We start from the raw sequence: 21,064 nt of genomic DNA, 5'->3' as shown, positions 1-21,064 counted from the left end.
CGATGGAGATCGATATTAAGGCACTTATCACAGCGCTATTTGCACTGTGGCTACCTTTTGTGCGTATCCTATCTTTTTTGCATTTTTGTCCGCTATTGGGTCACAAAGCATTTAACCGTAAAAGTAAGCTGGGTGCTGCATTGCTATTAGCGATTTTGATTACTCCGATGTTAAATCAAAATATTATCCTGAAAGATTTGTTATCGATGCGGGCATTGTTGTTGGTCGCCGAGCAGATTTTATGGGGGTGGCTATTTGGTTCGACCCTTGGCCTGGTTTTTATTGCCTTGCAGACTGCCGGACACATTCTATCAATGAATATGGGTTTAGGAATGGCAATAATGAACGATCCCGGCAGTGACGCATCCACTGTCGTTGTTGCGCAAATTATTTTTGTTTTTAGTGTGTTAATATTTTTTACTGTCGATGGACATTTGCTTTTTATTAGTATTTTATATAAAGGTTTTACCTATTGGCCGATTGGCGATGCCATTAATAATTTTTCATTACGTTCATTGTCTCTGAGTATGGGATGGATTATTTCGTCAGCCGTGCTATTAGCGTTACCAACAACCTTTATTATGTTAACTGTTCAAGGCGCATTTGGTTTGCTAAATCGAGTATCGCCAACCCTGAATCTTTTTTCGCTAGGCTTTCCGATTAGCATGTTATTCGGTTTATTTTGTCTGGTGTTGATCATGACCAATATACCTGATCACTATTTGCATCTGAGTAATGAGATCCTCGCACAATTAGATAAAATGAAGGGGTACTGATGTCTGGTGGCGGTGGTGAAAAAAGTGAAAAGCCTACGGGGGGGAAATTATCCAAGGCACGTAGAAAAGGAGATATTCCTCGTTCAAAAGATATGACGATGGGGGCGGGATTATTGGCTTCTTTTTTTACCCTGGCCTTATTTTTTCCTTATTACAGGCAATTGTGTGAAGAATCATTTATTTCTATTGGTATGATGGCAGGAAAATTGGATGATAATGGTGCGATGGAGCAATTCATGCTACGTAATTTCTTGGTTATTTTTAAGTTTATCGCTACGCTATTGCCGATTCCTCTGGTCAGCATAATTGCTTCTTTAATACCCGGAGGATGGATTTTTACCACGTCAAAATTAATTCAGGATCTAAAAAAATTGAGTCCTATTAGTGGATTTAAACGTTTATTTTCTCTCAGCCATATTACTGATGTACTAAAAATGTTGCTAAAATGCACGGTGTTAATTTTTACACTCTGCATTATGGTAAAAAATAATTTAGCAGAACTCATGTATTTACAATCTATTCATTTGCAAGAAGCGATTTCTCTCGGATTCAGTCATTATCATTATATATTCGCTTATTTTATCGCTATTATCATTATTTTTTCTTTATTTGATGTACCACTCAGTAAATATATGTTTATTAAAAAAATGAAAATGACCAAGCAGGAGGTTAAAGAAGAACATAAAAATAACGACGGCAATCCACACACCAAAGCACGGATACGCCAATTACAACATCAATTTTCTATTGGTCAAATTAATAAAACCGTTCCGGTTGCAGATGTTATTATTACCAATCCGACTCATTATTCGGTAGCCTTAAAATATGATCCTCAAAAAGCCAGTGCACCCTATATTGTTGCCAAGGGTAAAGATGATATTGCGTTATATATACGCAAAGTTGCTCAAGAAAATGGTATTGAAGTCGTGGAATTTCCGCCACTGGCACGCGTGATATATCATTCAACCCGGGTCAATCAACAAATTCCAGCCCCATTGTATCGGGCAATAGCACAAGTACTTACTTACGTGATGCAAATAAAATCCTGGCGTTCTGGGCAGGCAGAAAAACCTGCCTTGGATACACACCTAGGGATCCCCAAAGAGATGCTAAAAGCCCATGATAAATAATAGTTTAAAAAATATTACTCACTTTTTCAGGCATACACACATCAGCGTGCCCATATTGCTGCTTTGTGTTTTGGCGATGATTATTTTACCGCTTTCTCCATTGGTACTGGATATTCTGTTTACCTTCAATATTGTATTGTCGGTATTGGTGTTATTGGTCAGTGTCAACAGTAAAAGACCGCTGGATTTTGCCATTTTCCCAACAATATTGTTGATAACGACCTTAATGCGTTTAACGCTCAACGTTGCTTCAACGCGCGTTGTTTTGCTTCACGGCCATGAGGGGATAGGCGCAGCAGGTAAAGTGATCGAGGCCTTCGGTCAAGTCGTGATCGGGGGCAACTTTGTTGTCGGTTTTGTGGTGTTCATTATCCTGATGATTATCAATTTTGTCGTGGTCACTAAGGGAGCGGAACGTATCTCCGAGGTTTCTGCACGTTTTACCCTGGATGCTTTACCGGGTAAACAGATGGCGATAGATGCTGATCTTAACGCCGGTTTACTCAATCAGGAACAAGCACGTCAACGTCGTAAAGAGATCGCCAATGAGGCGGATTTTTACGGGGCGATGGATGGTGCTTCTAAATTTGTCCGCGGTGATGCCATCGCTGGTATTATGATCCTGATCATTAATGTGATTGGTGGCGTTTGTATCGGCATTTTTAAATATGATCTCGACGCCAGTCAATCTTTTCAGCAATATGTCTTGCTGACCATTGGTGATGGTCTGGTTGCTCAAATTCCTTCTCTATTATTGGCGACGGCCGCGGCAATTATCGTCACTCGTGTCAGCGATGGTGGTGATATGAGTGATGAAATAAAAGATCAACTCCTCGCCAAACCGAATGTTTTATATACTGCTGCTTTCGTGATGTTTGTTCTGGCAATCGTACCGGGTATGCCGCATATCGCATTTCTCAGTTTTACGGCATTGCTGTTGTTTGCCGCTTGGCAGCAAGGAAAGAAAATTCAGTATGCTGCGCCAGAACCGGATATTAATACCATTACTCAGGCTATTTCTACCGATGATGCAATGAACATCAGTTGGGAAAGCATCCCGATAGTTGAACCCATTGCACTGACGTTAGGATATAAGCTAGTGACGTTGGTCGATAAAGCGAAAGGTAGCCCACTCACGCAGAGGATCCGCGGGGTGCGGCAAATTATTTCTGAAACATGTGGCATTTTGTTCCCAGAAGTGCGTATCCGGGAAAATTTTCGCCTTAAACCAACACAATATTCAATTAATATTAATAATGTCAAAATGGCTGAAGGAGAAGTTCACGCCGACAGGTTAATGGCTATCCCCACTCCTGAATTGTACGGTGAAATCGATGGTATATTGGAGACTGATCCGGCTTACGGTATGGCGATTGTCTGGATCGACCCTGAAGATAAACCTCAGGCACTGGGTCTTGGCTATCAGGTGGTAGATTGTGCCAGTGTGGTGGCAACACATGTAAATAAAGTCGCGCGTCAACATTTGCCAGAATTATTTAATTATGATGACATCACGCCATTACATCAGCGACTGGCAGCCTTGTCGCCACGTTTAGCTGAAGATCTTGCAACTGCTTTAAACTTTAGCCAGTTATTGCGGATCTATCGCCAGTTATTGACTGAGCATGTGCCGTTAAAAGATATCGTGACTATCGCTGCCACTTTAGTAGAAAGTTCTGCGGTCACTAAAGATACCCTGTTGCTAACCGCAGATGTTCGTTATGCGTTACGTCATGCTATCGTTAATGAACTCAATCGGGATAAAAAAGAGTTGCCGGTCTATACCATCAATAATGAATTGGAAAATCTGTTGCTGGGTGCATTAAGTCAATCTCAGCAAACAAGTAAAATTTCCCTCGACAGTTTCCCCGTCGATCCCAACATCCTGACCCAACTGCAAAACAATATGCCGATTATCAACGAGCAAATGAAAGTTCAGGGGCATACGCCAATTTTGTTGGTCACACCTCAGCTACGGCCTTTGCTTGCCCGCTATGCACGGCTATTTTCGCAGGGTTTAAATGTATTGTCTTATAACGAAATACCGGATGATATGGATTTAACCGTCGTAGGTACATTGGATTAGCTCACTGCGGTTTTGCAAGAAGTCTAATGTACTGTTGAGTAACGGAGTCGCGCCCTGTTGTTTTATCTGTAGACGCAACAATTTCTGTAAGGGCTGAATATCCTCTGATTTTAAGCGTGGGATCAGCAAAATCAGTCGCTCATCGTATTGGCGTTTAAGACCTTCGAGAATAATTTGTTGAGCGATTTGATGATCGTTGCATTCGACCAGATGTTCGACCATAGCCACCTGCAGTGGAACTTGATGGCGAATTTTTCGGCTGAGCGATCGCCACCAACGTTTCAGTCCTTCGCTGCCTTCTTCCGTCATGCACTGATCCATCATACCGATATAAACCTGTTGTTTTAATGCCTCTATTTCGGCCTCGTTGTGCAGTGATATTTTGCTGATCGTCGGCAAGATATTCAATAATGCGCTATAGGCACCCGTACGCAGGAAAATCTGCTCAGATAGGCGCAATACTTCAGGATGTCGCGGAGCCTGGTTGAGCAAATCATCGATACCGTGACGAGCAGCATGAATATGTCCTTGTGCCAGTTGGATACGCACCCGGGTGATATCTACCGGTAATTGACCGCTATTCGCTACTTCCGCAGCGCGTTCCAAATACTGATTAGCACTGCGTTCATCACCACGTTGCTGAGCGGCCTCAGCTGCCAGCAAATAGTTGACCATAGGTTGCTCAGCATGATCCGCATTGAGTGTGAGCAGTTTTTCTACCTGTTTAAAATCGCCTTCAGCAAGTTTGACTAACGCGGCTTTCATTTGTTTGCTGGCGCGGTGACGTCTACGTCCCATAAACCAGCTTCGGGTACGGGAGCCGGTATTAAAAATACGCCTTAGTATCCATTCGATAGTCAGTAAGGCTGCCAATAACAGTACTAACATGATGACCATGCCAGTAACACTGGTTTCGATATTGTAGTTGTCTGTCTGAATCAATACATAACCCTGATGCCCAGCGAGCATAGGGCCGAGTATTATCCCGGCAAGCAAGATCAGGAATAATAGCAAAATGCGTAACATGTTTAGTGCTCCTGAGAATGCATTGGCGTTTGCGCCAGCAGATTACGGACACGGGTCTGCATCAAATTTTCTAAAATTGATGGGCTTCTTAAATGATCGGGTAGATTCGTTGAAATCGATTGTTGGCTTAGATTATCAAGCTCGGCAAGAAACGTTTTGCTATTGATATCGTTAGCATCAAAGTAAGCCCGTATCCAGGTGGAACTCGTCTCGAGCGACTGTCTATAAACTTCATCCTGATGACGAGAAACAGCCTGGGCTGCTATCAACAGACGGGCACGGATATTCTCACGCAAATAAACATCCTGATTTGGCGCTAATAGTGGTTCGGCATTGCTATCACGGCGCCGGATGCTAATAAAATCGGTAATAAAATTCTGCCAGCTTTTATTTAAATTCTGCCGCCATTGAGATAAAGAACCAGAGAGTGCGTTGTTATCTTCATCCATCGGTGGATTATCAGTACTATTATCGGCTAAACGGAGGCTATCAACCTGATTTGCCAGTTGATTCAGCTTAAGAATAATGCCATCAAAATCAATCTGATTGATAATGGATACTGTGTTGATATCTTCGGTGATAGCGCGACGTACTTCGATTAAACTGGGGTCATTCATATCTACGAGGCTAGCATCAGCACTTTTCAGTAAGATAGCGGCGCTGGTAATATCTTGATCCCCCCACAGTTTACGCCCAGCCATTTTCACAAGGAAATCCGCCTGAGCAAGTAACCAGATCTTGGCGTCACTGCTCGAAATAGAGGCGATTTTTTCCTGTAACTCGTTTAGTTGACGTGTCAAGGAGTCTTGTTGACGATTCGATGTCTCTAACGCTTTACTGTGCTGCTGTAGTAACAATTCCAACTGTTTTCTGTCTTCTGCTTGGCTCTGTTTTAATTGAGTTAACTCTTGGCGTAATGATTGATTGGTGACGTGCTGTTGCTGGAATTGTTGTTGTTGATAAAAATAAAGACCCGTGCTTAACGTGCTAACGAGTACGATGATGACAGTGCCCAGTAAGAGTAGGTTTAAAGACCCCGAACGTTTTTCTCGTGTTATTGACTGTTGCTCTTTCTTTGGCACCTTTTCCTTTACAGTTGTGGTGCCTTCTATAGGGATAGATTGGGTATTTTGTTCCGTCATAATGGGTGCTCCATAGTCAGGTTGATTAGACTAGGCTTCTTAGAACCTGTTCGAAATCTCTTGTGCTCACCGTGTTTTAGTCAAGTAATTCGTCAAAAACGCACTCAAAATGCTCATTGACCCTCTGTAAACTGCGTTTTTTCGCGCGTTTTTCCTCGTCTGAGCGTCGCTCAAGAAGATTTGGAACAGGTTCTTAGAAATCTATTGTAACTCACGGATCAAGGCATCATTGTCAGCACCCTCGGCCACGCGAACATCGTGCCAACCCAACCGGTTGGCATAAGCGGCTAAGCGTTCGCTGACGACTATCATGCGGCAGTGGAGCAGCCAAAAAGAACGATAATATGCCGGAATTAAAGTATAGAGTTGTTGTAACATTTCGCCGCTAGTCACTACCAGCGTGTTAATCCTCGCGTGTTGCCAGTAAGCACTTTGTTTATGGGCATCATAATAAACCGGATTGCGTTGATAGCACTCACAATAACTCACTTTCGCCCCTCGAATGATAAGAGTTTCACCCAGTAATGCACGTCCACCATTGCCACGTAGAAGTAGTGCCTGTTTACCATTAACTCGTTGTAATTCAGGTAAGGCAAGTAGCCCTTCGCTAGTGGAAACATTGAGCGGGTAATTTACCGGTAAATGGCTGACAGCCTGTAGCGCCAAGGCTGTGCTGCGACCAATAGCATAATAAGTCAGCTTAGCCGGCCATGACAGTTTATTTCTGTTTAATAGCGGGTGGATATAACGAATGGCGTTTTGCGACAGTACAAAAACCAGATCTCCTGGCTGCATAGCCTGTAGCAACACGGGTAGCCGGGTTAAATCGTTGCCTGGTGACAAGTTAACCAACGGTGCATGATAGGCCATTAGGCCAAGAGTACGTAGCCGGTTAACTAACTGTTCACCCGCAGGAGAAGGCCGGGTTACCAAAATGGTGGGTATTGACATAGTTTTAACGGGAACGCCCCAGGTTAGCAAGGTCATATTAGGAGATCATAGTGACAGTGGTTTTGGATAAATTGCGGCGAGGATTTCGCGCGCGCCCCGTGACAGCAATTCATCAGCCAGGTCAATGCCGATTTGTTCTGCGCAACTCGCTGGTCCACGGCGTTCACCATAAATAATTTGACTGCCGTCTGGCGCTCCGATCAGCGCTCTAAGCCATAAATTCTCGCCTTTCAATTCGGCATAACTACCAACGGGTAATTGGCAGCCTCCTTCCAGGCGAATATTGAGTGCTCGTTCAGCACAGACTCGCAGTTCAGTTGGACGATGGTTTAATGGTGCCAATAACTGGCGTGTCTCATCGTCATCCAGGCGGCATTCAATACCAATCACGCCCTGACCTACTGCAGGTAGTGACTCTTCTGGAGTCAGTGAATAGCTGACACGATGCGCCAATCCAAGGCGTTGCAAACCGGCTACAGCTAAAATAATGGCGTCATAGTTCCCTTTATCTAACTTACGGAGACGGGTACCAAGATTACCACGTAAATCGCGGACAATAAGATGTGGGTGATGTTTACGGATTTGACATTGACGACGGAGGCTCGACGTGCCGACGACACTGCCAGCAGGTAATTGCTCAAGCCGCTCGTAATGGTTAGCAACGAACGCATCACGTGGATCATCCCGTTCACAGAAGGTCACGAGTCCTAATCCCTCTGGTAAGCTGATCGGCACGTCTTTCATGGAATGAACGGCGATATCAGCTTTATTTTGCAATAGTGCTAGTTCGAGTTCCTTAACGAATAATCCTTTACCCCCTATTTTTGCCAAGGGTGTATCCAAAACAATATCCCCACGCGTGATCATGGATATCAGTTCTATTTGCAAATGCGGATGAGCAGATTGTAAGCCCTGCTGTACATAACAAGCTTGCCACATTGCAAGCGGGCTTTGCCGTGTGGCGATACGGATCACTGTTTTCGACATATTTATTACCGTTTTTACCGTCTGCCACCATGAGAACCTGTTCGAAATCTCTTGTGCTCGCCGTGTTTGAGTCAAATAATTCGTCAAAAACGCGCTCAGAATGCTCATTGATTCCCTTTTGTTGTATAAAAAGAGGACGAACTACGATTTTGCAAAGAGTCCATTCTATCATTGACTGGCTGACATTGCGTCGCCACCAAAATACTTTATTCGAATCTATTCAACATCTCTTGTGCTTGCTGGTACTTCGTTAAAAACGCGTTCAAAATGCTCATTGAGTCCCTTTTGTTGTATACAAAGAGTAGACTGCGTTCTTTCGCCCGTTTTTCCTCGTCTGGGCATCGCTCAAGAAGATTTGGAATAAGTTCTTAGAAGTTGTTTGCATTGCTTTCTTTACGATTAAAAGAAAAAATGTTAGATTGATCACGTTTCACGTAAATAAATCTCAATTAGACATAAGTTAGTTAAACGTAAATTAGTTAAATGTTTCTTTAAACTCAATGCGGATCCCTCAAACATGAGTTTTTTTCTTAGCGTTGGAAAATCAGGCGAAACGTCTTGTACCCCTATATCGAGACACTAAAACGACGGCTGGATACGATAAACCAATTACGGGTTGATCGTGCCTTGGCGGCGATGATGCCTGCCTCCCAAAGAGTTTACCATTTGTTACCTGTTTTGCTGCATTATCATCATCCTTTGATGCCTGGTTATCTCGATGATGCTCTCCACGGTATCTGCCTTTTTACCCTCAATGAAATACAACAACGTTATTTAGCGGAGATAGTTACCGGATACGCTGAACCGGTGCAACAGGGGGCTCATGGTGAATTACCGATTGCTGGCATGTATTCCATGGGCAGTACCTCTTCTATCGGGCAAAACAGCACCTCTGATTTAGATATTTGGGTCTGTCATCAAACAGGGTTAGACAGGACAGCACGCCACCGACTTCAGCAAAAATGCCATTTACTGGAAAAATGGGCAGCGACACAAGGAGTAGAGGTTAGCTTTTTTTTGATCGATGAAAATCGTTTTCATCATCAAGCCTGTGGGAGTTTGAGCAGTGAAGATTGCGGCTCTACACAACACATTTTGTTACTGGATGAATTTTATCGTAGTGCCGTTTGTTTGGCAGGTAAGCGTATTTTATGGAATTTGGTGCCAGTCGAAGAAGAAAAGCATTATGACGATTATGTTTTATCCTTGTATGCGCAAGGTGAGATCATTGCCAATGAATGGCTGGATTTGGGCGGTTTAAGTACATTGTCTGCGGAAGAATATTTTGGTGCCACTTTGTGGCAATTGTATAAAAGCATCGATTCCCCCTATAAGGCAGTGCTGAAAACGTTATTGTTGGAAGCCTATTCATGGGAATATCCTAATGCTCAGCTTCTGGCGATGGAAAGTAAGCAGTGCCTGCATGACGGCCTGTGCAATGAAGAAATTATTGCTTTCGGTCTTGATGCCTATTACATGATGCTCGATCGTGTGACCCGTTATCTTGTTCAGATTGATGATAAAGTCCGACTGGATCTGGTTCGCCGTTGTTTTTATTTAAAAATCTGCGAGAGATGTGCTGATAATGGGATGAATAACGGCTGGCGGCAGGGTGTTATCAATCAACTAGTGAGTAAATGGGGCTGGAGTGATCAACGTTTAGTGATGTTGGATGATCGTGCCAACTGGAAAATCGAACAGGTGCGTGAAGTACATAACGAGCTGTTGGCTGCAATGATGCAAAGCTATCATTATCTTATTTGTTTTGCACGCCGTAATAACTTGAGTGTTAGCGCTAGCCCGCAGGACATCGGGGTTCTCACCCGTAAGCTGTACGCTGCTTTTGAAGTACTACCGGAAAAAGTCACGTTGGTTAATCCGCAAATTTCGCCGGATTTATCTGAATCACACCTGACTTTTATTCAGGTTTTGCCTGGTCGAGTCAATCGTGCCGGTTGGTATCTGTATAATCAAGCCCCTTCGATAACAAGTATCGTTGGTCATCAACCACTGGAATATGACGGCCATCTGAGTAAGCTGGTAGCCTGGGCGTACTTCAATGGGTTACTGACCGCGAATACACAGTTACATATAAAAAGTACGAATTTATGCGATAAGGTAAAATTGCAAGAGCTGGTGGCGGATGTTTCCCAACAGTTTCCGTTACGTTTACCTGCCCCTATACCAAAAGCCCTGTGCAGCCCGTGCGAAATTCGCCATCTGGCGATTATTGTTAACTTGGAGAATGATCCCAGCGAGATTTTTGGCCATCAGGCTGAGCATTTTGATTTACGCAAACTTGATGTATTCAATTTCTCTCAGCAGAAACAATGTTTGGTCGGTAGTATCGATTTACTGTACCGTAACTCATGGAATGAAGTGCGCACGTTACATTTCAGTGGTGAGCAGGCTCTATTAGAGGCACTAAAAAGCATTCTAGGAAAAATGCATCAGGATGCCGCGCCCCCCGAAACAGTTAACGTTTTCTGTTATAGCCAACATTTACGCGGTTTGATTCGTGCCCGTATTCAGCAATTAATATCAGAATGTATTGAATTACGCTTATTTAGTACGCGTCAGAACCTAGGACGTTTTAAAGCGGTACGGGTGGCGGGTCAAATTTGGGGCCTATTTTTTGAGCGTTTAAATGTTTCAGTGCAGAAATTAGAAAATGCTATTGATTTTTATCGGGCTATTTCTAGCAATAAATTACACGGCCTGGCGACAAAAGTGGCAGCGGATCAAGTGCATTTGCCACCCGTGATTGATGGTTTTGCCAGCGAAGGGATTATTCAATTTTTCTTTGAAAGCACCGGTGATCAAGCAGGTTTTACTATTTATATTCTTGATGAGTTTAACCAGGTTGAGGTTTATCATCGTTGTAAAGGAAGCAAAGAAGAGCTGGTATGTGATGTGAGCCGTTGCTATTCATCTTCCCATGATCGTTTTACCTATGGCTCTGACTTTATTAATTTCAATTTGCCGCTATTCTACCAGATTGTACAATTGGACGGAGGTTATCAGGTCGTTCCTTTCTATTGTGAAGCCTTATCTCATTTGTGCGTCAATGTGGCTCATACAGAACCAGCAGTAGCATCTGAGCCCTGTCTATTGCACTGAGATAATAGACTTCTTGCAAAACCTACTATGTACTGCAAACGACGTACTGCAAATTCTGCGTTACCTGGTGCTCGCAATCCTCCATACATTCGCTTGTACACTGCATGTCTCGGCTTTGCATAACGAACGACAGTTTTGCAAGAAGTCTAATAAGTTTGTAACTCACTCAAATAAATTTCGAGCTGGCTCGAACTATTCAATTTTGCTACTAGCAAAAAAACAACCACTATCAGAAACTCAATCCACTCCTTCATATAGCAGAACGATTCTATTCTAATTACAGCATAAAGATAAGTCGTGTCGTATATTTATACTGAATAGTATTCATTATGTAATCAAAATTACACCGTACCGCTATACAGGTGCTGAGAGCCTGTTCCAAATCTTTTTGAGTGACGCTCAGATGAGGAAAAAATGGGCGAAAAAGCACAGTTTACATAGGGTCAATGAGCATTTTGAGCGCATTTTTGACGAATTATTTGACCAAAACACGGCGAGCACAAGAGATTTCGAACAGGTTCTTACAAACCGTATGGCTTGATCGTATATAAACACCATGTAATACCAAACAGAGGAGGTATTATTTATTGTTCTATCATTAGATCGAATGGCAATCGCCGTTGTTTGCGGAATGTTACCGCTGATTCTTTTACCGCAGTTACCAGAACAAAGATTATTTTGGGTTTTGGCAGTATTGGTCATAGTCCTGTGGCTTAGCCGTAATCTGATATGCTGGTACTTTGCTTTGGCGATCATCAGTTTCCTTTGGGGATGCTGGCATGGAACCGCCTTGCTAACGCAAACTAATACCTTATCTCAGGGCGATAAACAGGTCATTGCAACGGTTAAAAGTATCAATCTATCTCATCATGATGAACAGAAGGTTTTATTAGCAATTAATCAACTTGAGGGAAAATACCTGTTCCCACCAGTAGGCGTATTTGTAATTTGGCAGAACGGCTTGAAACCATTTTGTGCGGGGCAGCAATGGCGATTTAAATTACGCATGCGCCCCACACATAGTTTACTTAATCAGGGAGGATTTGATAGCCAACGTTGGGCAATAGCGAATCGACAACCACTGTCAGGGAAGATCATCAGTGCTGAGCCGATTGATAATAGCTGTAATTTACGTCAAAAAATTGTCACTATGATTCAGCAGCAAATTAGCACCTATGACCATCGAGCCATTTTATTAGCGTTGGCATTTGGTGAACGAGCTTTGCTTAATCAACAAAATTGGCAACAATTGCGGCAAACAGGCACAGCTCATCTGATGGCTATTTCAGGACTGCACATTGCTATTGCAGCACTCTTCGGTGCATTACTTGCCAGGGCATTGCAATTTTCTTTTCCAGTTCATTGGATAGGCTTGGGTTTTCCTCTGCTGTTTTCATGGTTGCTAGCGATATCTTATGTTTGGCTGGCGGGCGCGAGTCCTCCTACATTAAGAGCAGCACTAGCGTTAACACTATGGCTAGCATTACGCCGTTTCGGTATCCTATCCAGTGCATGGCAGGTTTGGATATGGACACTCAGTCTGATACTCATCACCGATCCGTTGGCAGTATTATCAGACAGTTTTTGGTTATCCTGTTTAGCCGTAGCCGCACTCATTTTTTGGTGGTACTGGATGCCACTAACATTGAACCAACAAAAAAGTTGGCGCGGATTGGCACGACGTTGGCTGCATTTGCAATTAGGCATGATGTTATTGCTGATGCCGTTACAAGTTGGCTTATTTCATGGTCTGAACATTTCCTCTTTGGTCGCCAATTTGTGGGCAGTGCCGATCATATCTTTCATCACCGTGCCAATAGTTTTAATGGCGTTAGTAACGAGTTTTATCCCGGTGATAACATCGTGGTTATGGTATCTCGCGGATTTGTCTATTAGTGTGGTATTTTTTCCTTTGAATGTACTACAAAAAAGCTGGCTCACCGTTGGCAAAAATGCGGTATTAATCAGCTGTAGTGGATGGTTGGCAGTGATTATTTGGCGTTTTCAATGGTGGCGTAGTCACACAATTGCAGTGCTAACACTATGCCTTGTTCTGTGGCTATTTTCCTACCGTCCTCAGGAGTATCGCTGGCGAGTTGATATGTTAGATGTTGGGCATGGTTTGGCTGTGATAATTGAACGCCACGGCAAAGCGATAATATTCGATACAGGAATGCGTTGGAAAACCGGTAGCATGGCATCAAGAGCAATATTGCCCTATCTTAGTTGGCACGCCCTTAATGTAGAACAAATTATCATCAGCCATGATCATAAGGATCATAGTGGTGGCTTGTCTGAACTCATGGCTGCCTTCCCGCAGGCGATGATACGTGCTCCCTTTTTTCCGGCTATAAACGGATCACAACGGCAACAATTTATCCCTTGCCGACAAGGAGATAACTGGCAATGGCAGGGTTTGCATTTTGAAGTACTTTGGCCGCATGATCTGATGCAGAGAGGTAAAAATGATGACTCTTGTGTTGTCCGTATTAACGATGGTAAACACAGCATCTTATTGACCGGTGATTTGGAAAAAAGTGGAGAATATCAGCTAGTACAAGAACTCGGTAATAAACTGACTTCAACCATTTTACAGGTTCCTCATCATGGTAGCCAAACTTCATCTACACCACCATTTTTACGCGCAGTGAAACCCGAATTAGCCTTTGCATCTGTAGCACGTTACAGCCCATGGCGATTGCCAGCAAGAAAAATTGTCCTTCGCTACAGGAAAAATAACATTATCTGGCGTGATACCTCCGTTTCTGGGCAACTCAGTCTGTTTTTCTTCGATGATAAGTGGCGTATAAGTGGTTATCGCGAGCAATTAATGCCCCGTTGGTACCACCAGTGGTTTGGTGTTAGAGAACATTATGAGTAGAATGGGCCTCTTAGAACCTGTTCGAAATCTCTTGTGCTTGCTGATACTTCGTCAAATTTTTTTTGGGCTAAGCTTTAATGATAAATGATAAAGATCTCTCCACATGGCAGACTTTCCGGCGCCTCTGGCCGATGATCGCTCCTTTTAAAACCGGTCTCATCACCGCGGCGATAGCATTAATCCTTAACGCGGCCAGTGATACTTTTATGTTGTCATTGCTTAAACCACTGCTAGATGACGGTTTTGGCAAAGCAGATAGTTCAATTTTGATGTGGATGCCGTTGGCTATTATTGGTCTGATGCTAGTACGAGGTATAACGGGATTTATTTCAACTTATTGTATTGCATGGGTTTCTGGTAAAGTGGTGATGCATATGCGCCGTCGTCTATTTAGCCATATGATGGGTATGCCGGTTTCATTTTTCGATCAGCAGTCTACGGGAATGCTACTTTCTCGTATCACCTACGATTCGGAACAGGTCGCGTCCTCTTCTTCCAGTGCATTGATTACAGTCGTTAGGGAAGGTGCCTCTATCATCGGGCTGTTTATTATGATGTTTTATTACAGCTGGCAATTGTCATTAATTCTGATCGTTATTGCCCCTATTGTTTCACTGGCAATCCGCATGATATCTAAACGCTTCCGTGATATCAGTAAAAATATGCAAAACACCATGGGGCAAGTGACCACCAGCGCAGAGCAAATGCTAAAAGGACACAAAGAAGTCTTGGTTTTCGGTGGACAAAAAACGGAAACCGAGCGTTTTGATACGGTTAGTAACCAAATGCGGCAACAAGGAATGCGCTTGGTTTCTGCCTCGTCGATCTCTGATCCTATTATTCAGTTAATTGCTTCTTTTGCGCTCGCTTTTGTATTGTACGCAGCGAGTTTCCCCAGCGTGATGGAAACCCTGACCGCTGGCACTATTACCGTAGTATTTGCTTCCATGATAGCGTTGATGCGTCCGCTAAAATCATTGACCAATATCAATTCTCAATTTCAGCGTGGCATGGCAGCTTGCCAAACCCTGTTCTCCATTCTCGATACTCGGCAAGAAAAAGATCAAGGTAAATTAGAAGTGACTCGGGTGAATGGAGATATTGAGTTTCGTAATGTCAGCTTTTCTTACCCAGGAAAAGAAGCCCCAGTATTAAACGATATTAATATACATATTCAGGCAGGGAAAATAGTGGCACTGGTTGGACGCTCCGGCTCAGGCAAATCGACTATTGCTAATCTTCTTACTCGTTTCTACGATGTCGATCAAGGTAACATTTCGATCGATCAGCATGATTTACGTGATTATAAACTGCGATCACTGCGTAATCAGATTGCATTAGTCTCACAGAATGTACATTTATTTAATGATACGGTCGCTAATAATATTGCCTATGCTAGAAATCAGCAATACAGTCGTGAGGAGATAGAGGAAGCAGCACGAATGGCTTATGCTACTGATTTTATTGATAAAATGGAGAACGGATTCGATACTTTGATTGGCGAAAATGGTGTAATGTTATCTGGAGGACAGCGTCAACGTATCGCGATTGCACGTGCTCTGCTACGTGACTGTCCTATTTTGATCCTCGATGAAGCGACCTCAGCATTAGATGCTGAATCTGAACGTGCCATTCAGGCCGCTCTCGAAACATTACAAAAAAATCGCACTTCATTAGTGATCGCACATCGCTTATCTACGATTGAAAAAGCGGATGAAATCTTAGTAATAGAAGATGGCTATATTATCGAACGAGGTGAACATAGTGAACTGTTAGCGAAACAAGGCGCTTATGCTCAACTTAACCGTATGCAATTTAGCCAATGATGCAGCGTATCTGGTCTGGTCGATCACATCTCTATTTGTTACTGCTACCCTTATCCTGGTTATATGGATTAGTAACCTGGTTGATTCGCGTGAGTTACCTGCGAGGTTGGCGTACCAGCTGGCGCTCACCGGTACCCATCGTGGTGGTAGGCAACCTTACCGTAGGAGGTAACGGCAAAACGCCAGTAGTTATCTGGTTAGTAGAACAACTACGGAAACGTGGGCTACGGATCGGAGTGGTTGCACGTGGTTACGGCGGTAAAGCGGCAAGTTATCCGTTAATACTCACAATGCAGACCACCACTGAACAAGCCGGCGATGAACCTGTACTGATTTTTCAACGTACTGGCGTACCCGTCGCTGTGTCGCCTAACCGTTCTGCAGCGGTTCAGGCCTTGCTCAGGGCATACCCGTTAGATTTGGTGATAACGGACGATGGTCTACAACATTATGCACTCCAGAGAGATTTTGAACTGGTTGTGATTGATGCGCTGCACCGTTTTGGTAACGGTTGGTGGTTACCTGCTGGTCCGATGCGTGAACGTGCAGGGCGGCTCGCTTCAGTGAATGCCATCATTATTAATGGTGGTTATGCGGGACCAGAGGAAATCCCTATGCAATTGCAAGCCTCTCAGGTAGTCAATCTGGTGACGGGAGAGCAAAGACCTGCTCAAAAATTGATACAGGTTATCGCCATGGCAGGTATTGGTCATCCGCCACGGTTTTTCTTGACACTGAAACAACTGGGTGTGACTGTGCAAAAAGAATATCACTTTGCTGATCATCAAAATTATTCGTTGGAACAATTGTTACCACTTGCCAACCAGCAACAATCCTTGCTGATGACTGAAAAAGATGCGGTAAAATGCCGTGCATTTGCAAAGCCATATTGGTGGTATCTGCCAGTTGATGCACAATTAGCCTCACCTCAGGCAGAAAAGCTATTGACGACCATTGGATCATTATGCAACCGAGAAACAAGATCTCAACATTAGACTTCTTGCAAAACCTACTATGTGTTTGCAAATACGTACTACGAATTCTGCGTTACCTGGTGCTTACAATCCTCATGTAGTTACATGTACCACGCAGTTACTGCGCGTAAAGCGCCTTGACTTCGCATAACAAACGACGGTTTTGCAAGAAGTCTATTATCCCGAAGAACCTATTCGAAGCAGGTAAAACATGACAGATCAAGAAAAAGAAACCACTGATTTTGGTTTTCGCACCGTCGCCAAAGAAAAAAAAACAGGTATGGTGGCAGAAATTTTTCATTCTGTTGCTGCCAAATACGATCTGATGAATGATTTAATGTCATTTGGAGTCCATCGGCTCTGGAAGCGTTTTACCGTAGATAGTAGCGGTGTACGGCCGGGTCAAAAGGTATTGGATTTGGCTGGAGGTACCGGTGATTTGACCGCCAGGTTCTCGCGATTGGTGGGCATTCAGGGCCAAGTTGTACTAGCGGATATCAATGAATCCATGCTGCGGGTCGGTCGTGAGAAACTACGTAACAAAGGCATCATTGCTAATGTCAGCTATGTTCAAGCTAATGCCGAAACCTTGCCTTTTCCAGATAATTATTTTGACTGTATCACTCTCTCTTTTGGCCTGCGCAATGTAACCGAAAAAGAGAAAGCATTACGTTCTATGTTTCGCGTACTCAAACCTGGAGGTCGTCTGTTGATTTTAGAATTCTCAAAACCTCTTTTTGAGCCAGTCAGCAAGATTTATGATGCATACTCATTCCATATCTTGCCTAAAATTGGCAAAATTGTGGCTCAGGATGCTGAAAGTTATCGTTATTTAGCCGAGTCTATCCGTATGCATCCCGATCAGGAAACACTTAAGGATATGATCAGTGATGCTGGCTTTGAAAACGTTACCTATTCCAATTTAACCGGTGGTATTGTTGCATTGCATCGGGGTTTCAAGTTTTGAGGACCTGTTCGAAATCTCTTGTGTTCGCCGTATTTTGGTCAAGTCATTCGTCAAAAACACGTTCAAAATGCTCATTGACTCCCTCTTGTTGTATACAAAGGGTAAACTGCGCTTTTTCGCGCATTTTTTCTTCGTCTGAGCGTCGCTCAAGAAGATTTGGAACAGGCTTCATAAGGTGGATGCTTTTATGTTTTTGACACCCTTAGTGGTTGCTGCGTTGGAAACATTGCTCAATAAACTGCTATTCCGTGATCACGGTATAAAAACGATACCTGCTCTTTTGGCAGCTAAAGTGCTACGTATCGAACTGGATGAATTGCAGACGCCGCTATTACTGTTATTTAGTGATCATCACGTTGATATATTGACCCAGTGGGAGGACAGCGTTGATTGTACCATTAAGACCCGTATCACCGTCCTGGCCAAGCTCAGAGACAGACAGCAGCTACCCACGCTTATGCTCAGTGGTGAACTGATCATAGAAGGTGATATTCAGGTTGCACAGCAGCTAATGACGTTGCTAGATCTGGAACAGTGGGATCCTACTGAATGGTTAACCCCTTATTTTGGTGATATTGCTACCGAAACCTTAAGCCAACTGCTGCACAAGGGACACACTTTCCTCACCACCCGTTGGCGACAACAACAGCGTTATTGCGCCGAAACCATAACTGAAGAATGGAAAATAGCGCCGACTCGGCTGGAAGTAGCATGGTTTAACGAAGAAGTGGATGCCAGCTTGCGTACTCTGGATAGCCTCAATACAAGATTGGCCAGGATAGAGATAACAAAATGATGACTCCAGGAGAGTTTCAACGTCTTTATTCGATTATTCGCATAATGATTATTTATGGTCTGGATGAATTAATTCCGATTATTCGCCTGACCTTACCCCTGCGTATCGGCTGCCGATTACTTTTTTGGCTAACAAACCGTCATAAAGATAAATCACTCGGTGAACGGTTACGTCTTGCTTTACAAGAACTAGGGCCAGTCTGGATCAAATTTGGCCAAATGATGTCAACTCGTCGTGATCTTTTATCGAAGGCCACTGCCGATCAACTGGCGTTATTACAGGATCGAGTAGATCCCTTCGATGGTGCACTCGCTCGTAAACACATTGAATTGGCAATGGGCACACCTTTAGAAACCTGGTTTGATGATTTTGATCAGCAAGCTTTAGCTTCAGCGTCGATCGCTCAGGTGCATACTGCTCGTTTGAAAAAAAATGGGCAAGAAGTAGTATTAAAAGTCATACGTCCCAATATCCGCCCGATTATCAAAGCCGATATACGTCTAATGTATCGTTTGGCAAAATGGATGCCTAAATTACTGCTTGATGGACACAGATTACGCCCGCATGAAGTCGTGAAGGAGTATGAAAAAACACTCTATGATGAGCTGAATTTGCTACATGAAGCCGCCAATGCCATCCAGTTACGTCGTAATTTTAACAATAGCCCAATGCTATATATCCCCGAGGTGTATACCGATCTCTGTCGAGAAAATGTATTGGTCATGGAACGTATTTACGGTATACCGGTATCAGATATTACTGCATTGGAGAAGCAAGGCACCAATATGAAGCTACTTGCTGAACGAGGCGTTCAAATTTTCTTCACTCAGGTATTCCGTGACAGTTTCTTCCACGCAGATATGCACCCAGGTAATATTTTTGTCAGTTATCAACAACCACAGGATCCAATGTATATTGGCATTGATTGTGGCATTGTCGGCGTATTGAATAAAGCGGACAAACGCTATCTAGCAGAAAATTTTGTCGCTTTCTTTAATCGTGATTACCGACGTGTTGCCGAGTTACATGTTGATTCGGGTTGGGTACCGAGTGATACCAATATAGAAGACTTTGAGTTCTCTATTCGCATGGTTTGTGAACCCATTTTTGAAAAACCATTAGCTGAAATATCATTTGGTAACGTACTGCTGAACTTATTTAGTACCGCCCGACGTTTTAACATGGAAGTACAACCTCAGCTGGTATTGTTACAAAAAACATTATTGTATGTAGAAGGACTGGGACGCCAACTTTATCCTAAACTGGATCTATGGACGACGGCAAAACCATTTTTGGAAAACTGGTTGCGTGATCAAATTGGGTTGCCTGCAATGATCCGCACATTAAAAGAGAGGGCACCTTTTTGGGTAGAAAAATTTCCCGAGCTACCTGACATGATCTACGACAGCTTACAACAACATAAAATATTACAACAACGTCTGGATCAATTATCCTCGCAGATTAAAGAGCAGAAACGTCAAGAACAATCTCGTTATTTGTTTAGTGTCGGCGCTATACTGTTCATCAGTGGCACAATTTTACAATTGATTAGCATCTCTGTACTATCAATAGGGTTAATTGTTGTCGGTGTTCTAGTATGGCTGATGGGATGGAAGCGAGCTTGTTGATGGCGATGAAAGTCAGCATAAAACTGTGATCACCGCACGCGACAAATCATAAGGTTAGACGACGCATAGAGGTAGATAAAATGGGCGGCATAAGTGTTTGGCAGTTGATAATTATTGCTATAATCGTGGCTCTATTGTTTGGTACTAACAAGCTGCGCTCCCTCGGATCCGATCTAGGCGCCTCAATTAAAGGTTTTAAAAAATCGATGAGTGATGATACTTCTACACCTTCAACGGATAAATCGTCAACTGATGCTGATAATACGACCAATGATGCTGATTTTACGGCAAAAACTATTGCCGATAGCCCGCCTGATGTAAAAACAGAAAAATCTAAAAATGACAAAGAACAGGTATAAACCATGTTTGACATCGGGTTTGGTGAATTGCTGCTAATCATGGTAATCGGCCTCGTTGTGCTTGGGCCACAACGGTTGCCTGTGGCGGTAAGAACGGTTACAAGCTGGATCAAAACATTGCGTTCTTTGGCTACCACAGTGCAACAAGAACTGTCTCAAGAGCTAAAACTCCAGGAACTACAAGACAGTCTGAAAAAAGCCAAACAAGCGGGGTTACAGGGTATCACTCCAGAGCTGCAAGCTTCTATCGATGAACTAAAGCATGCCACAAAAACACTCCAGCAGACCTGCCATACAGAAAAATCCCATGCTGGCAATAATCCACAGCTTATTGATCCAGAGGCGATTCATGATGAGGTCGTGTCGACCACACCCATATCAACAACGGCAACTGATAACATTAAGAGCATTAAAC

At 43.4% G+C, this 21,064-nt stretch carries 15 protein-coding genes and 2 pseudogenes; 12 read left to right on the top strand and 5 right to left on the bottom strand.

Features of this window, described 5'->3' with window-relative positions:
- Positions 1 to 2: 2 nt before the first annotated feature.
- The 3 genes from AAHH42_RS10720 to AAHH42_RS10710 are packed head-to-tail and all read left to right on the top strand — an operon-like array spanning position 3 to position 3,992.
- The gene (locus AAHH42_RS10720) at positions 3 to 776 is read left to right on the top strand and encodes a flagellar biosynthetic protein FliR (RefSeq protein WP_072550146.1); all 774 of its coding nucleotides are present in this window, start codon (positions 3 to 5) and stop codon (positions 774 to 776) included.
- Positions 776 to 1,906, top strand: a complete 1,131-nt coding sequence (locus tag AAHH42_RS10715; protein ID WP_342221100.1) for a flagellar type III secretion system protein FlhB — start codon at positions 776 to 778, stop codon at positions 1,904 to 1,906. The genes AAHH42_RS10720 and AAHH42_RS10715 overlap by 1 nt, the downstream gene beginning before the upstream one ends.
- On the top strand, positions 1,896 to 3,992 hold the full coding sequence (locus tag AAHH42_RS10710; protein WP_072550148.1) for a flagellar biosynthesis protein FlhA: 2,097 nt from the start codon (positions 1,896 to 1,898) through the stop codon (positions 3,990 to 3,992). Before AAHH42_RS10715 ends, AAHH42_RS10710 begins: the two co-directional genes overlap by 11 nt.
- A 24-nt stretch (positions 3,993 to 4,016) precedes the next feature.
- Here the strand turns inward: AAHH42_RS10710 and AAHH42_RS10705 are convergent.
- The 4 genes and pseudogenes from AAHH42_RS10705 to hemC all read right to left on the bottom strand — a co-directional run.
- Positions 4,017 to 5,018 (bottom strand): annotated as a pseudogene (locus AAHH42_RS10705) (heme biosynthesis HemY N-terminal domain-containing protein); the annotation flags it as partial.
- 2 nt (positions 5,019 to 5,020) lie between these two features.
- A complete protein-coding gene (hemX, locus tag AAHH42_RS10700) occupies positions 5,021 to 6,160 on the bottom strand; it encodes a uroporphyrinogen-III C-methyltransferase (protein ID WP_072550149.1) in 1,140 nt (379 codons plus the stop codon).
- Between the two features lie 201 nt (positions 6,161 to 6,361).
- The gene (gene hemD / locus AAHH42_RS10695) at positions 6,362 to 7,111 is read right to left on the bottom strand and encodes a uroporphyrinogen-III synthase (RefSeq protein WP_072550185.1); all 750 of its coding nucleotides are present in this window, start codon (positions 7,109 to 7,111) and stop codon (positions 6,362 to 6,364) included.
- A gap of 45 nt (positions 7,112 to 7,156) precedes the next feature.
- Positions 7,157 to 8,098, bottom strand: a complete 942-nt coding sequence (gene hemC / locus AAHH42_RS10690) for a hydroxymethylbilane synthase (RefSeq protein ID WP_072550150.1) — start codon at positions 8,096 to 8,098, stop codon at positions 7,157 to 7,159.
- A 558-nt stretch (positions 8,099 to 8,656) separates the two neighbouring features.
- Here hemC and AAHH42_RS10685 point away from each other — a divergent pair.
- From AAHH42_RS10685 to ubiE, 5 genes are all read left to right on the top strand, one after another.
- Positions 8,657 to 11,218, top strand: a complete 2,562-nt coding sequence (locus AAHH42_RS10685; RefSeq protein WP_072550151.1) for a class I adenylate cyclase — start codon at positions 8,657 to 8,659, stop codon at positions 11,216 to 11,218.
- Between the two features lie 607 nt (positions 11,219 to 11,825).
- Positions 11,826 to 14,099 carry a ComEC family protein gene (locus tag AAHH42_RS10680; protein ID WP_342221099.1) on the top strand — a complete coding sequence of 758 codons (2,274 nt, stop codon included), beginning with the start codon at positions 11,826 to 11,828 and terminating at the stop codon, positions 14,097 to 14,099.
- A 77-nt stretch (positions 14,100 to 14,176) separates the two neighbouring features.
- Positions 14,177 to 15,925, top strand: a complete 1,749-nt coding sequence (msbA, locus tag AAHH42_RS10675) for a lipid A ABC transporter ATP-binding protein/permease MsbA (protein ID WP_342221098.1) — start codon at positions 14,177 to 14,179, stop codon at positions 15,923 to 15,925.
- A complete protein-coding gene (gene lpxK / locus AAHH42_RS10670; protein ID WP_342221097.1) occupies positions 15,922 to 16,920 on the top strand; it encodes a tetraacyldisaccharide 4'-kinase in 999 nt (332 codons plus the stop codon). The genes msbA and lpxK overlap by 4 nt, the downstream gene beginning before the upstream one ends.
- Before the next feature lie 190 nt (positions 16,921 to 17,110).
- Entirely contained in the window at positions 17,111 to 17,866 is a 756-nt protein-coding gene (gene ubiE / locus AAHH42_RS10665) for a bifunctional demethylmenaquinone methyltransferase/2-methoxy-6-polyprenyl-1,4-benzoquinol methylase UbiE (RefSeq protein WP_342221096.1), read from the top strand.
- Between the two features lie 43 nt (positions 17,867 to 17,909).
- On the opposite strand, the gene AAHH42_RS10660 is transcribed toward ubiE, so the two are convergent.
- Entirely contained in the window at positions 17,910 to 18,038 is a 129-nt protein-coding gene (locus AAHH42_RS10660; RefSeq protein WP_275887655.1) for a hypothetical protein, read from the bottom strand.
- 15 nt (positions 18,039 to 18,053) lie between these two features.
- Here AAHH42_RS10660 and AAHH42_RS10655 point away from each other — a divergent pair, with 15 nt between their 5' ends.
- From AAHH42_RS10655 to tatB, 4 genes and pseudogenes are all read left to right on the top strand, one after another.
- Complete coding sequence (locus tag AAHH42_RS10655; RefSeq protein ID WP_342221095.1) at positions 18,054 to 18,662, top strand: SCP2 domain-containing protein; 609 nt, start codon at positions 18,054 to 18,056, stop codon at positions 18,660 to 18,662.
- A complete protein-coding gene (gene ubiB, locus AAHH42_RS10650) occupies positions 18,662 to 20,290 on the top strand; it encodes a ubiquinone biosynthesis regulatory protein kinase UbiB (RefSeq protein WP_342222066.1) in 1,629 nt (542 codons plus the stop codon). The genes AAHH42_RS10655 and ubiB overlap by 1 nt, the downstream gene beginning before the upstream one ends.
- Positions 20,291 to 20,370: 80 nt before the next feature.
- Positions 20,371 to 20,649: a twin-arginine translocase TatA/TatE family subunit gene (gene tatA / locus AAHH42_RS10645; protein WP_072550157.1), complete on the top strand. Its 279-nt coding sequence runs from the start codon at positions 20,371 to 20,373 to the stop codon at positions 20,647 to 20,649.
- Positions 20,650 to 20,652: 3 nt separating this feature from the next.
- A pseudogene (tatB, locus tag AAHH42_RS10640) lies at positions 20,653 to 21,024 on the top strand (Sec-independent protein translocase protein TatB); the annotation flags it as partial.
- Between the last annotated feature and the right edge of the window lie 40 nt (positions 21,025 to 21,064).

It is taken from the genome of Candidatus Fukatsuia endosymbiont of Tuberolachnus salignus (assembly GCF_964030845.1).
In the GTDB taxonomy this organism is placed as follows: domain Bacteria; phylum Pseudomonadota; class Gammaproteobacteria; order Enterobacterales; family Enterobacteriaceae; genus Fukatsuia; species Fukatsuia symbiotica.
Note: the sequence above shows the minus strand (reverse complement) of the source record. Positions and strands in the feature narration are given on the sequence as shown.

What these genes read in the sequence shown, in the direction of transcription:
- hemD (WP_072550185.1), bottom strand. Translation starts at nt 7,111, where the DNA reads ATGTCAATACCCACCATTTTGGTAACCCGGCCTTCTCCTGCGGGTGAA.
- AAHH42_RS10715 (WP_342221100.1), top strand. Translation starts at nt 776, where the DNA reads ATGTCTGGTGGCGGTGGTGAAAAAAGTGAAAAGCCTACGGGGGGGAAA.
- tatA (WP_072550157.1), top strand. Translation starts at nt 20,371, where the DNA reads ATGGGCGGCATAAGTGTTTGGCAGTTGATAATTATTGCTATAATCGTG.
- AAHH42_RS10660 (WP_275887655.1), bottom strand. Translation starts at nt 18,038, where the DNA reads ATGAAGCCTGTTCCAAATCTTCTTGAGCGACGCTCAGACGAAGAAAAA.
- ubiB (WP_342222066.1), top strand. Translation starts at nt 18,662, where the DNA reads ATGACTCCAGGAGAGTTTCAACGTCTTTATTCGATTATTCGCATAATG.
- AAHH42_RS10655 (WP_342221095.1), top strand. Translation starts at nt 18,054, where the DNA reads ATGTTTTTGACACCCTTAGTGGTTGCTGCGTTGGAAACATTGCTCAAT.
- hemX (WP_072550149.1), bottom strand. Translation starts at nt 6,160, where the DNA reads ATGACGGAACAAAATACCCAATCTATCCCTATAGAAGGCACCACAACT.
- hemC (WP_072550150.1), bottom strand. Translation starts at nt 8,098, where the DNA reads ATGTCGAAAACAGTGATCCGTATCGCCACACGGCAAAGCCCGCTTGCA.
- AAHH42_RS10710 (WP_072550148.1), top strand. Translation starts at nt 1,896, where the DNA reads ATGATAAATAATAGTTTAAAAAATATTACTCACTTTTTCAGGCATACA.
- AAHH42_RS10720 (WP_072550146.1), top strand. Translation starts at nt 3, where the DNA reads ATGGAGATCGATATTAAGGCACTTATCACAGCGCTATTTGCACTGTGG.
- lpxK (WP_342221097.1), top strand. Translation starts at nt 15,922, where the DNA reads ATGATGCAGCGTATCTGGTCTGGTCGATCACATCTCTATTTGTTACTG.
- ubiE (WP_342221096.1), top strand. Translation starts at nt 17,111, where the DNA reads ATGACAGATCAAGAAAAAGAAACCACTGATTTTGGTTTTCGCACCGTC.
- msbA (WP_342221098.1), top strand. Translation starts at nt 14,177, where the DNA reads ATGATAAATGATAAAGATCTCTCCACATGGCAGACTTTCCGGCGCCTC.
- AAHH42_RS10680 (WP_342221099.1), top strand. Translation starts at nt 11,826, where the DNA reads ATGGCAATCGCCGTTGTTTGCGGAATGTTACCGCTGATTCTTTTACCG.